Source organism: Nocardia sp. NPDC058176, assembly GCF_042883805.1.
Classification (GTDB): Bacteria; Actinomycetota; Actinomycetes; order Mycobacteriales; family Mycobacteriaceae; genus Nocardia.
In genome coordinates this window covers 1,723,406-1,735,524 of the sequence record NZ_JBHVVA010000001.1, presented here as the reverse complement: position 1 = coordinate 1,735,524, position 12,119 = coordinate 1,723,406, and the positions used below count along the sequence as shown (strand labels likewise).

General features: G+C 70.2%; 12 protein-coding genes. 2 read left to right on the top strand and 10 right to left on the bottom strand.

Translation table 11 applies throughout. The features are described from left to right. Positions 1-31 precede the first annotated feature (31 nt). Positions 32-838 carry a HEAT repeat domain-containing protein gene (locus tag ACFVVM_RS08140; protein WP_387614572.1) on the bottom strand — a complete coding sequence of 269 codons (807 nt, stop codon included), beginning with the start codon at positions 836-838 and terminating at the stop codon, positions 32-34. 54 nt (positions 839-892) lie between these two features. Beyond that, positions 893-2,113, bottom strand: a complete 1,221-nt coding sequence (locus tag ACFVVM_RS08135; RefSeq protein WP_387614569.1) for a cytochrome P450 — start codon at positions 2,111-2,113, stop codon at positions 893-895. A gap of 59 nt (positions 2,114-2,172) precedes the next feature. Here ACFVVM_RS08135 and ACFVVM_RS08130 point away from each other — a divergent pair, with 59 nt between their 5' ends. Further along, positions 2,173-2,985 carry an SAM-dependent methyltransferase gene (locus ACFVVM_RS08130; RefSeq protein WP_387614566.1) on the top strand — a complete coding sequence of 271 codons (813 nt, stop codon included), beginning with the start codon at positions 2,173-2,175 and terminating at the stop codon, positions 2,983-2,985. 49 nt (positions 2,986-3,034) lie between these two features. On the opposite strand, the gene ACFVVM_RS08125 is transcribed toward ACFVVM_RS08130, so the two are convergent. The 8 genes from ACFVVM_RS08125 to ACFVVM_RS08090 all read right to left on the bottom strand — a co-directional run bounded on the left by ACFVVM_RS08125 (position 3,035) and on the right by ACFVVM_RS08090 (position 11,017). Beyond that, complete coding sequence (locus ACFVVM_RS08125; RefSeq protein WP_387614563.1) at positions 3,035-3,565, bottom strand: hypothetical protein; 531 nt, start codon at positions 3,563-3,565, stop codon at positions 3,035-3,037. 21 nt (positions 3,566-3,586) lie between these two features. After that, positions 3,587-4,141, bottom strand: coding sequence for a chorismate--pyruvate lyase family protein (locus ACFVVM_RS08120; RefSeq protein ID WP_387614560.1), 555 nt, complete (start codon positions 4,139-4,141; stop codon positions 3,587-3,589). Positions 4,142-4,152: 11 nt separating this feature from the next. Then, entirely contained in the window at positions 4,153-5,334 is a 1,182-nt protein-coding gene (locus tag ACFVVM_RS08115; RefSeq protein ID WP_387614557.1) for an FAD-dependent monooxygenase, read from the bottom strand. After that, the gene (locus ACFVVM_RS08110; protein ID WP_387614555.1) at positions 5,331-6,722 is read right to left on the bottom strand and encodes a class I adenylate-forming enzyme family protein; all 1,392 of its coding nucleotides are present in this window, start codon (positions 6,720-6,722) and stop codon (positions 5,331-5,333) included. The genes ACFVVM_RS08115 and ACFVVM_RS08110 overlap by 4 nt, the downstream gene beginning before the upstream one ends. A 37-nt stretch (positions 6,723-6,759) precedes the next feature. Beyond that, the gene (locus ACFVVM_RS08105; protein ID WP_387614553.1) at positions 6,760-8,025 is read right to left on the bottom strand and encodes a GNAT family N-acetyltransferase; all 1,266 of its coding nucleotides are present in this window, start codon (positions 8,023-8,025) and stop codon (positions 6,760-6,762) included. Further along, entirely contained in the window at positions 8,022-9,098 is a 1,077-nt protein-coding gene (locus ACFVVM_RS08100; RefSeq protein WP_387614551.1) for a hypothetical protein, read from the bottom strand. Before ACFVVM_RS08100 ends, ACFVVM_RS08105 begins: the two co-directional genes overlap by 4 nt. A gap of 190 nt (positions 9,099-9,288) precedes the next feature. Next, a complete protein-coding gene (locus ACFVVM_RS08095) occupies positions 9,289-10,410 on the bottom strand; it encodes an AI-2E family transporter (RefSeq protein ID WP_387614548.1) in 1,122 nt (373 codons plus the stop codon). 184 nt (positions 10,411-10,594) lie between these two features. Beyond that, positions 10,595-11,017: a VOC family protein gene (locus ACFVVM_RS08090; RefSeq protein ID WP_387614546.1), complete on the bottom strand. Its 423-nt coding sequence runs from the start codon at positions 11,015-11,017 to the stop codon at positions 10,595-10,597. Between the two features lie 108 nt (positions 11,018-11,125). Between ACFVVM_RS08090 and ACFVVM_RS08085 the strand changes: the two genes are divergently transcribed. Continuing rightward, entirely contained in the window at positions 11,126-12,109 is a 984-nt protein-coding gene (locus tag ACFVVM_RS08085; protein WP_387614543.1) for a helix-turn-helix transcriptional regulator, read from the top strand. Positions 12,110-12,119 lie beyond the last annotated feature (10 nt).

Sequence of the window (12,119 nt, the reverse complement as noted above, 5' to 3'; positions counted from 1 at the left end):
GGACGAACCGGGCAGTGGATGGCGGGTCGGGTCAGCGGGATTCGCGGGCGGCGATGGCGGCTTGGATTCGGCGAAGGGTGCGCAGGCCCTTCTTCGCGGCGACGCTCACCATGCCGTCGAAAACGGTCGAGCCCCGGTCCTGTGCCATGAGCCGTTCCAGCGTCGGCACGGCCCGATCGTCGCCGGTCGAACCGAGCGCGACGGCGGCCCAGTAGCGCTTGTCCGGGTCGTCGCTCTCGGCGGCCTCGCACAGTCGCGGGATGATGTCGGGGGTGAAGGTGGACAGCGCGCTGGCGATGTAGCCGATGCGGTAATAGCGGCGGTTCTCGAATTCGTCCCAGAGCGCGGCCAGGGCCGCGTCGCCGCCGATCTCGCCCAGCGCCTCGGCGGTCCGCTCGCGCATACCGGTGTTCGCGTCCCGCAGCAACGGTGCGAGCGCCGCGACCACCGATTCGTCGCCGAGCGTGCCCAGCGCGATCACCGCCTGCTCGCGCGCGATCTCCTGCGGGTGATCGAGCATCGCGACCAACCCCGGAACCGCCTCGTCGAAGCCGAGCGCCGCGCAGCCCATCGCGGCCCACGCCTGGCAGTTGTAGCGGGTGTCGGCCAGCGACGCGAGCAGCGGCGCCTTCAGCGAGTCGTCGCCGAAGACGGCCGCCCGGTTCAACGCCCGGCTGTACAGCGACCGGTGGTAGTCGGGATAGTCACGCACGAGGGCGCGCAGTGCTTCCTTGGCCGAGGTGTCGCCGTCGCCCGCCCGCTCGAACAGCAGCCGCAGATTGTGCTCGCGGGTTTCGAGATCGCCGTCTCTGAGGGCTCGCGCGTCAGCTGGATTCACCGCCCAACGGTACCCGGCGACGATCTCGTCCCCCCGGCTACGCCCGGTCTCGGGTCACCGCAGAGTGACCGTCGTCGGCAGCGCGGCGAACCCCCGGTTGTTGGACGAATGGATCCGCACCAGCCCCGCCGGGTCGATCTCGTAGTCGGCCACCGCCGCGACGATCTCCTGCAACGCCACCCGCAGCTCGAGCTGGGCGAGATTCGCGCCGAGGCAGTGGTGGCGACCGGTGCCGAAGGACAACGCGGCCGCGGTGTCGCGGTCCAGGTCGAAGACGTCGGGACGCTCGAAGACCGATTCGTCGCGGTGCGCCGAGCCGGTGAGCAGCAGGATCCGCGCGCCCGCCGGGAGCGGCACGTCGTGGAGCTCGATCGGCGTGGTCGTGGTGCGCAGTTGGGACTGGGTGGCCGGGTCGTAGCGCATGGACTCGGCGATCCACTCATCGATGCGCCCGCCGAAGGCCGCGCGGCGCTGGTCCGGATGCAGGGCGGCGCTGTGCCAGGCATTGCCCAGCGTCAGCATGACCGTCTCGATCCCGGCGCCGACCAGCAGGATCAGCACCCCGACGATCTCCTCCGGGGTGAGCCGGTCGTCACCGTCGGCGGCGTCGAGCAGGGCCGAGAGCAGATCACCGGTCCGGTGCTGGGCGCGGGCGATGGTCAGCTCGGTGTAGTAGCCGACGAGCGCGCCGATCGCCTGCATGGCCTCGGGCCGCAGGTCGGTCGATTCCGCGTCGGTGTACATGATCTCCATACCGAGTTTGCGCAGCAGCCCACGATCGGACTCCGGCACGCCGACCAGTTCGGAGATCACATCGGTCGGGTACGGGCCCGCGAAATCGGCGATCAGATCGAAACTGCCCCGCTCGAGCAGCGGCTCCAGCGTCGCGCGGGCGATCTCGCGCAACCGCGGTTCGAGCGTCTGCACCCGGCGCTGGGTGAACGCGCGCACGACGAGTTCCCGCATTCGGGTGTGCTTGGGTGGGTCCATGGCGACGAAGGAGAAGAACTTCTCGGCCTGCGGTCCCCAGAACGCCGGTTCCATCCGCAGCCCGTTGGCGCTGGAGAAACGGTCCGAGTCGCGCAACGCCGCGCGCACGTCCGCGTACCGCGACAGCGCCCAGAAGTCGTCGGTGTCGTTGCGGTAGACGGGGGACTCGGTCCGCAGCCTGGCATAGTACGGGTAGGGATCGGCGTGGACGTCGAAGTCATAGGGGCTGTATTGCAGGAGCATGGCCGTGCCTTTCGCGGCGGCGCGAAACGCGAACGCCGCCACCGGGTCTCGTATTCGGGCTGATGGAATCGACGGTAGTCGAGACAGGAGGGAAGGGCGCCTTGGATTTCGAATCCGCGGCTGACCGGGTGGATGTCACGCGACCACATCCGGCTCGCCGCTACGACTACTGGCTGGGCGGCAGTGCCAATTTCGAGGCCGACCGCCGATCGGCCGACGCCGTGGCCGCCGCGTTCCCCTCGATCCACTTCGCGGTACTGGAGAACCGCCGGTTCCTGCGCCGCGCCGTCGAGTACCTGGCCGCGACGGCGGGCATCCGTCAGTTCCTCGACATCGGCACCGGACTGCCGACCGCGGGCAACGTGCACGAGCTCGCGCAGCGGATCGCGCCGGAGTCCCGCGTGGTCTACGTGGACAACGACCCGATCGTGCTCTACCACGCCCGCGAGCTGCTCGACAGCACCCCGAGCGGCGCGACCGCCTACATCGACGGCGATCTGCGCGACCCCACCGCGATCCTGAACCACCCCGCCCTGACCGGCACCCTCGATCTCGACCAGCCGGTGGCCCTGATGTTGTGCGCGGTCCTGCACTTCCTCACCGACGAGATGCACCCCTACGACGTCATCCACACCCTCCGTGATGCCCTGCCCCCCGGCAGCTACATCACCCTGACCCACGCCACCAGCGACCACCTGTCCGTCGAAGACCTCGACGCCGCCGTCGAGGCCAACCAGCGCAGCGGAGTGCCGTTCCAGCTGCGCTCGACCGCCGAGTTCCACCGTTTCTTCGACGGATTCGACCTCGTACCCCCCGGCGTCACCTCGGTCATCGACTGGCACGAAACGGAATGGCGTCCCCACCCCCGCCGCGAAGCGGTGTCGATGCTCGGTGGCATGGGCAGGCTGGGCTGATCCGTCCGCCTGCCCGCCGGCATGCCCCTGGGCATGCCGGCGGGTTCGGTCAACGGTGGAAGGTGACGATATAGGCGGCGGCAGCAGGCAGGACGGGGTTGTCGCAACTCGGCTCGACACCGGTGCCCGCGACGGTGACGGAGGCGTCGGCGAAGCGGGTGCTGTCGGCGGTGACGGTGCCGGTGGCCAGGTAGGTGCGGTCGTCGGGGGAGATGTGGCCGGTGGTCTCGGTGACGGTCCGGGTGCCGTCGTCCCACTGGGTGGTGATCGAGGTGGTGCTGTCCCCGCAGGCGGATCCATCGATCTTCAGGTCCGAGTGGCCCGAGATCAAGGGCGTGCCCGAGGCATCGGTGCAGGTGATCGTGTCCTGGGCGGTGAACCCGGCCCCGAGGAGGTTCGGGACGACCGTTGTCTGGGCGGCGCACACGGCCTCGATGTCCGCGTCGGGAATCGGCTGGGCCGGGGCCGGTGCCGCGAACCCGGCACCGACGGCGAGCGCGATCCCCGCGCCGACACCGAGCCGCACCGTGCCACGGCCCGCGCCTGCCTCGGATCGGTGGGTGAACAGAGTGATGATCACAATCGTTCCTCTCATGGTCGTCTACGTGGATGGAACCGAACGCCGAACTGCCAGGTGGGGAGGAAAGAGTTCCGGGCTGTACACCTCGGTCAGGTGCAGCCGGGGCGTGCCGTCCGTACAGATCAGGTAGCACTTGCCCGCGGCGGGACCGGGCCCGCCACCGGGCCGACGGTGCTGCCCGGTGGACAGCACCCGCCGACGATGCGAGACATCGGCCGCCGCCATCGCGGGCCCGAGCGGCCGGGTCCGGTCGAAGCACAGCGGATACAGCGGATTGGCGGCCGTCGCGACGACCACCGCACGATTCCAGGAAACCGGGCGTCCACCGGGCGCCAGCAGGACCGAATGCCGCACCAGAACCCGGTCGACCCCGGAAAGCTCGAGCGCGCACCGCGGTTCGCGGGGGATCGCGGCGGCTCGCTGCTCGAACTGTTCCAGTACGTCGATGGTCACCGGTGCCCGCAACATCGCTTCCAGCAGCACGGTGGTCGAGCCGTCACACGCCAGGAGGGCCCGGGTGGTGGGGTCGGCGAAGTCCGAGACCGGGATCGGCACGGAGTCGAGCAGCGATTCCATGAGGCTCCTGGTCAGTAGGGGCTGTCGGGGATGCCGGCGTCCCTGGGGCCGTAGGGAATTCGGTCCAGCCACGCGCCGGCGGCCGCCGAACACCGGGCGGCGGTCGCGGCGGCGCGCTGCCGGGCACGGGTGGACAGGTCGGTGGCCAGCAGCTGGTGCAGTGCCTGAGCCGTGGCATCCCGGTTGCGTAGCGCCGCCGCGCGCCGGACGGTGTCGTACCGGGTGACCGCCTCGGCCCGGGTGACAGTGCCGGTGAGGCCGTCGGCCACGGCTTCGGCGGCAGCGGCCGCGTCGGCGATGCCGGAGTTGAGCCCGCGAGCACCGAAGGGGGCGAACAGATGCGCGGCCTCACCGGCGAGCAGCACCCGCCGCCCGGCGTCGACGAAGGTGTCGGCGACCGACTGATGGAACCGGTAGTGCGAGACCCAGGTGACGTCGACCGGTGTGGCGCTCGGCACGAGCGGTGCGACCCACGCCGCGGGGTCAGCGGTCAGTCCGGCGATGTCATCGGTGGGGCGGCATTGCAGATCCACGCGCAATCCACCCCGGAACGGCGCGGTCAGCACATGGCGGTATCCGGCTGCCGGATGCCGGTAGTGGAACACGCGCTCGCCCGGCGGGCCGGTGGGATCGTCGGCGAGGTCGACGACGATGAAGGAGGCGTCACTGCGCGTTCCGGTCAACCGGGTGCCGATCGCGGTGCGCACCGCGGACCGGGCACCATCGGCGCCGATCAGGAAACTCGCCCGATGCCCACTGCCGACTTCGACGTGACCGGGCCGCACCGTCACGGTCTCGACCGGGGTCTCCCAGGCCAGCCGAACCCCGGCAGCCAGACAGGCGCGCCGCAGCTCCATCTCGAGGTCCCGCTGCGAGAGACTGGTGAACGGCGGCGTCATCCCGCTCCGGGGCTGCGGATAGTTCTTGCGGTAGACCGTCCGGCCCGCCCAGAGCGTGTGCTTTCCGCTCCAGGTCAGACCCTGGTTCGAAAGGCGTTGTGCCAGTTCGAGGTCGGCCTTTCCGAGCGTGCGCAGGGTGGCGCCGTGCAGGAAGATCGCGCGGCTCCCGGCCCGCACCGCGGCCTCGGCTTCGGCCTCGAGCACCGTCACCACCAAACCCTGTGCGGCACAGAGCAGAGCCGTCGCCAACCCCACCGGGCCACCGCCCGCGACGAGCACATCACTGTGTTTCATGTCGGCGCCCCGACCGCGCGCGGCGCGGGCAGTTCCCGCCGCAACAGCTTCCCGGTACTGCTGAGCGGCAATTCGGGGACCACGACGATCTGGCGCGGCACCTTGTACCCGGCCAGGTGCGGGCGGCAGAACTCGGCGATCCGCGCGACGGTGAGCCGCGCCCCGGCGCGCGGCACGATCCAGGCACAGGTGATCTCGCCGCGCACAGGGTCGGGCAGCCCCGCGACAGCGACGTCCGCGACATCCGGGTGCCGCGCCACCACGCGCTCGACCTCGGCCGGATAGACGCTGAACCCGCCGCTGAGCACGATCTCCTTGGTGCGGCCCACGATTCGCACTAGCCCGTCGGCACCGATGCTGCCCAGATCGCCGGTGCGCAGCCAGCCGTCGCCGGTGACCGGGTCCGCGGCACCGAGGTGCCCCGGTGTCACCATCGGCCCGGCGACACACAGCTCGCCGGTGCCGGCGTCGCCGAACGGCCCATCGGTGTCCGCCCGCAGTCGCACTCCGGGTACGGCGGTGCCCACGGAACCGTGGCGGCCCGGCAGATCCGGTGCCGCCAGGGTCGCGAACCCGGCCAGTTCTGTCATGCCCCAGCCCTCCACGAACGCCCCGCCCATCGAACGTTCCCACTCCAGGGCCAGATCCGCTCCGGCGCTCTGCCCCGCCGACACCACGCACCGCAAGCTGGGCATCGACGCTGCCGGCCGGGCCAGGAGCCGTCGATACATCGTCGGCACCCCGGCCAGCACCGTCGCACCGCATCGGTGGGCCGTGTCGACGAAGTGCGCCTCGTCGAACCGGGGGAGCACCACCACCGTCGCGCCGGACACCAGGGCGGCATTGAGTACGTTCGTCCCGTAGGAGTGGGCGAGCGGCAGTGCGGTGAGCACGACATCGCCGGTGGTCAAACGCAACCGCTCCGCCATGCCGCGTCCGCCCAGGGTGACCGCCCGGCGGGTCTGCAGGACACCTCTGGGCCGTCCGGTTGTGCCGGACGTGTAGGCGATCGTCGCCACCTCGTCCGGACAATCCGGTCCGGGCGACATCCGGGCCTCCGTTGCCATCCCGTCCGGCCAGAACAGCCGATCCGGAAATCGGTCGGCCAGTACGGCCGCCATGGACGCGGGGACGAGGACCAACCGCGCACCGGAATCCTCGAGCACATGCGCGATCTCGTTGATCGCCGATCCCGCGTTCAACGGCACGCTCACCGCCCCGATCCGGGCGAGCGCGAGGTAAGCCGCCACCCACCGCACGTCATTGGGCAGGCACAGCACCACCGCGGTACCGGGACCGACCCCCGCGGCGGTGAATTCCGCGACGGCGTCGTCGATCAACTGCCCGACGACCTCGCTGTCATGGTGACCCGAGTCCGTCACCAGCACGAACAACCTCCTGCTGCCGCGTTCATCGATCGGGGGATCACAGCACGTAGGTCAGGAACGGTGCGCGTTCCGGGGTGGCCATGGCATCCCACAGCCGCACCTTCTCGCTGTCGCCGCGGATCTCCCCGGCCCGGAAGAGTCCGGCCGCCGATGTCCCGCCCAGCACGATCGCGCCCACGGCCGACACGTCGAGTTCCAGGTCCGGCTCGGTCGTGGTGCGATGGCACACGCCGACGCCCTTGCCGACCTCCAGGTGATAGGTGCCCGCCGCCCAGCCGCGCGCATCGTGCACGCGCACGGTCAGCGTGCCGTCCGCCGCCCACGACCGCGCGCCCAATATCGCCGGAATGTCCAACAGCCGCAGCCACATTCCGTCACGGCGTCGGCTGCGCAACCAGCGGGCATCGGTGACCCACCAGCGCAGCGGATCGTCCACCGGCAGCCGCGGTACCCGGATCTCGGCGACCATGTCGATCGAGAACAGGAAGCGCCACAGCGCACCCGCCGCCTCCGGGTCCACCGCCAGGAAATCCACCACGTGCACGACGCCGTCCGGGGCCTTGTCGGCGGACCACACGGGCGCGATGCGATACGAGACGAACCCGCGCCCGTCGAGGACGGCACACTGCCGCACGCCACCGCCGGGATCACCGAGCGTGCACAGCGCGTCCAGCGCGGGCGAGGCGGGATCGGTGACGAACCGGTCCCAGAAGCCGTCCGGCGGAATCAGTTCCCCCGGTGCGGAGTGCGACCTGCGGGTGAAGACATCGCGAGCGGTAGCGCGAGCATCGTTGCCCTCGACCCGGCGGAGCCGGATTCCCGCCCCCGGCACCTCATCTCGAAGACCGGCTCGACGGATATCGATGCGGACCGCGTCGTACCAGGCGGCGGGGCCGTGGCCGAACCGGCGATAGATCGGCCACTCCGAGGGCCAGTCGGCACAGGCCGCCTTGCCGTCGTCGACGGCTCGCTCGTAGATCCGGTCCAGCAGCCGGGTCATCAGACCGCGCCGGGTCTGCGTCGGATGACAGAACCCGCCGGTGCCGATGACAGCCGGAACCCGGGCGCCGCCGGGAAGTACGAGCTCGGTGTCGAGCGAAATATTGGTCGCCACCATGCCATCGGTATCCGCGATGGCCAGCCCGCGCTCCGCCGGGAAGGTTTTGCGGTAGAAATCGAGGACAGCGGGGTCCGTGCCGAGCGGTTCGGCGAGCGCGGTCAGCCAGCAGTTCAGCCACTCGGTATAGCGGTCTTCGGGGATCGGCTCGAGGTACTCGAAACCCGTCGGCAGTGCGTGCTTCACCGGCTGACCTCCATCGCTCGGGCGGGCAGAACATGGTTCGGCAGTGGCGGATAGCCGCAGAAATCGGTGGCCGTCGTACTCGCGCAGTACGCGCCGGTCGAGCCGATCAGCACCCGGTCACCCGGCGCCAGCGCCACCGGCAAGCGGTAGGGGGTCGCCACCCGGAGTTCGTCGAGCGGATCGCAGGTCGGTCCGCACAACCGCACCGGACGGTCCGGCGCGTTCGCGGGATGGTCGAGGGCGTGCACGGGATACTCCACGCCGCTGAGCAGGCATTCGACCAGCCCGGCATTCCAGATCCCGGCATCGAGCACGACAGCGACCCCGCCACCTCGTTCGAGCACCGACTTCACCCGCGCCACCGTGATTCCGGCCTCGGCGACCAGACTGCGTCCGGGCTCGACCACCACATCCACCTCGGCCGGGCCGAAGTGGTCGTCGACAGCGGCGAGAATCGTCGCGGTACAGGTCTCGACCGTCGGAACATCGCGGCGATAACGCGCGGGCACCCCGCCACCGACATTCAGCACACGCAGACCGTCGATCCCCGCCCGGCGAATCGCCGACCAGACCGCCGCGGCCTGTTCGATCGCCGTCCGCCACTGCGCCGGGTCGGTCTGCTGAGTGCCCACGTGCCAGGTCAGTCCCGCCACGTGGAGTCCGATCTCGTCGGCCAGCTGTGCCAACGCCACGGCTTCGGTTGCGTGACAACCGAAGCGCGGCAGCTCCGACCCGGCCGGTGCGCAGGTCAGCCGGAGCATCACCGACGCGCCGGGTGCCGCGCGACGCAACCGGGTGAGCTCGGCCGCCGAGTCGGCGCAGAACACCCGAACGCCGAGATCGAACGACTCGGCGATCTCACGTTCGTGCCGGAACACGTTGCTGTGCGAGAGGAGTTCCGGAGGACACTCCGCCGCCAGCGCCGCCCGTATCTCGTTGGTGGACGCGACATCGAGCCCCGCACCCCGGCGCACGAGTGCCTCGAGCAGTTGCGGTTCCGGTCGTGCCTTGACGGCGAACTGCACCCGCCCCCGGCCCGCCAGTGCGGTCAGGTATCGGTCGTAGGCATGCACGGCAACATCGACATCGAAAGCCGCATAAGGTGTTTCACGTTCTACCCGGGCGAAGCGACACAGCCGGTCACTCGGCATCCAGGGATCCCCTTCCGGTGAGCACAGCATCGGCAGGACAAACACGCTTGAGAAACCCCGACGCACACTACACGGCCCCCGGCACCGTTCAGGGAGCGGTCATCTCAGAAGGTCAGGTGCTGGCGGCCGGTGCCGGTGGGGCTGCCTCGACCTCGTCGGTGTCGTCCGGTTCGGTGTCGTCCGAGGGTGGTTCGGTGGCCGCGTCGATCTGTTCGCCGATGTAGCGGATGATCACCGCGACCATCGCGACGACCGGGACCGCGAGGAAGGCGCCGGTGATGCCGTAGAGGGAGGCGCCGCCGGTGACAGCGAGCAGGACGACGACGGCGTGCAGTTCCATGCTGCGGCTCTGCAGGACCGGTTGCAGCACATTGCCTTCCAGCTGCTGCACCGCGATGACGACGCCGAGCACGATCAGCGCCGTGGTGAACCCGTTGCCGACCAGCGCGACGAGCACGGCGAGCGCGCCGGCGACGAACGCGCCGACCATCGGGACGAATCCGCCGATGAAGGTGATCACCGCGAGTACCAGCGCCAGTGGGACATCGAGGATGAACAGTGCCGCGCCGATGAGGACGGCGTCGACCATGCTGACGATCGCCTGCGTGCGGATGAACCCGCCCAGGGTCGCCCAGACCCGTTCCAGGACCGCTTCGACGTGGCGGCCGCTGCGGCTGCCGAACACGGTGTGCATCCACGGCAGCAGCCTGCGGCCGTCCTTGAGGAAGAAGAACACCAGGACCAGCACCAGGAAGATGGTGATCAGGACCGAGGTCGCGGTGCTGACACCGGTGAACACGCCGTTGGCGATCTGGGTGCCGCTGGACTGCAGCCGGTCCACGATCGCCTCGACCGCGGAACCGAGCTGCTCGTCGCGAATGCGCAACGGTGGTCCCTGGACCCAGTCGCGGATCTGGTTGATCCCGGCGGTGGCCTTGTCGGCGAGCTGGGGTGCCTGCTCGGCCACCGAGGGCACGATCAGCGCCACGACCCCGGCCAGCAGCGCGAGGAACCCGAGCAGGGTGACCGACGCGGCCAGCGCGGGCGGGAACTTGTGGTCGGTCAGCCAGCGGGCAGGCGGCCACAGGATGGTGGCCACCACGATGGCCAGCGCGACGGGCAGCAGCACCACCCACAGTTTGGCCGCGACAAAACCGAGCACCCACGCTCCCGCCGCGATCGCGACGAGACACAGTGACCATTTGGCCAGCCACAGGAGCCCGTGTCCGATCACCTCCCCACGATCACGCCTCGGTTTCTCGTTCGGTTGCGCCCCACTGGGTTTCTTCGTCGACCCGCTCACGCTGCCAGTCTGGCACGCCCGGCCCGGAGTCGGCTGCCGCGGCGGACACGACGGATCGAGGAACCGGGCCCCGAACATGGCGCCGCGCCGCGGCCACCGGCCCTGATCGGGCAGGTCAGGCCGCGGGATACGCCACGGCGATGTCCAGGACCCAGGTGATACCGAAGCGGTCGGTGAGCTGGCCGTAGAGCGGAGCCCACTGCGCGGGCCCGAGCGGCTGGTTCACCTCGGCGCCGTCGGCGAGCTTGTCCCAGTAGCCCTGGAGTTCGGCGGGGTCGGTGCCGCGGACGGAGACGAAGAACGGGTCACGTCCCTGATCCCAGGCCAGGTGGGGGTAGGCGTCGTAGGCCATGACGCGGAAGCCGTTCTCGGCGACGACCTGGCCGTAGGCGACGTGGTCGGCGGTGGCGGGGTCGGGATTGCCCATGTCGGCGTAGCTGGCGATGGTCAGTTCGCCGCCGAACACGGTCCGGTAGAACTCCAGTGCCCGGCGGGCATCGCCGCGGAAGTTCAGGTGCGGGGTGACGCTGACGGTCATGTCCATGACTCCTTGTTCTCACTGTTGGCCCGGTGTTTCCGAGCCACATGTTCAGCCTCACAGCAGTACCGGTCATCCTTCGTCCGCTTCTCGGCGCAGAATGGTGCCATGGCCGGATCCCCGCAGCGGATGCTGACGCTGCTCTCGTTGTTGCAGACGCGGCGTGACTGGCCCGGCCGGGTGCTGTCCGAGCGGCTGGCGATCAGCGACCGCACCTTGCGCCGTGACATCGACCATCTGCGCGAGCTCGGCTATCGGATCACCGCGATCAAGGGCCCGGACGGCGGCTACCGCCTCGACGCCGGGTCGGAACTGCCGCCGTTGCTGTTCGACGACGACCAGGTCGTCGCGCTGGCGCTCGCGCTGCGGGGCGCCGCGGCCTCGGGTGCGGCCGACGCGGAAGCGTCACTGCGGGCGTTGGCGACCGTTCGTCAGGTGTTGCCGTCGCGGTTGCGTCACCGGATCGACGGTGCGACGTTCACGACGCTTCCCGCCGATTCTGCGGTGGTGGTCGACTCCGGCGTGCTCATGGGCGTCAACGCCGCGGTGCGGGCGCGCGAGGTCCTGCGCTTCGACTACGCCTCGGTCGGCGGCGACCCGGACACGACCCCGGCGGCGCGGCGGGCCGAGCCCCATCATGTGGTGTTCGGCAACGGGCGCTGGTATCTCGTTGCCTGGGATCTCGACGTCGACGACTGGCGGGTGTATCGACTCGATCGGCTCACGCCGCGCACCCCGACCGGCCCTCGCTTCAGTCCGCGCACGGTGCCCGGTGGGGACGTGAGCGACTTCCTCGCGGCTCGTTTCAAGGGGGCAGAGCGGGGGATCGGATGGCCGTGCGTGGGCGAGGTCGTGGTGGAACTGCCTGCACGCGAGGTGATTCCGTTCGTGCACGACGGAATCGTCGAGGAGCTCGACCGATGTCGGAGCCGGATCGTCGTCGGTTCGTGGTCCTGGGTGGCCTTGGCGGCGTCGATCGGCCGATTCGACGCGGCCGTCACCGACGTGGCGCCCCGTGAGCTCGCGGACGCCTTCGCCGTTCTCGCCCGCCGCTTCGCCGATGTCGCCGCGCCCGATCGCCCGCCGGGATGAAATCGGCCGA

Bases quoted from the DNA above. Each gene is read 5' to 3' on its own strand.
- ACFVVM_RS08090 (WP_387614546.1), bottom strand. From the start codon at position 11,017: ATGACCGTCAGCGTCACCCCGCACCTGAACTTCCGCGGCGATGCCCGC.
- ACFVVM_RS08115 (WP_387614557.1), bottom strand. From the start codon at position 5,334: ATGAAACACAGTGATGTGCTCGTCGCGGGCGGTGGCCCGGTGGGGTTG.
- ACFVVM_RS08120 (WP_387614560.1), bottom strand. From the start codon at position 4,141: ATGGAATCGCTGCTCGACTCCGTGCCGATCCCGGTCTCGGACTTCGCC.
- ACFVVM_RS08085 (WP_387614543.1), top strand. From the start codon at position 11,126: ATGGCCGGATCCCCGCAGCGGATGCTGACGCTGCTCTCGTTGTTGCAG.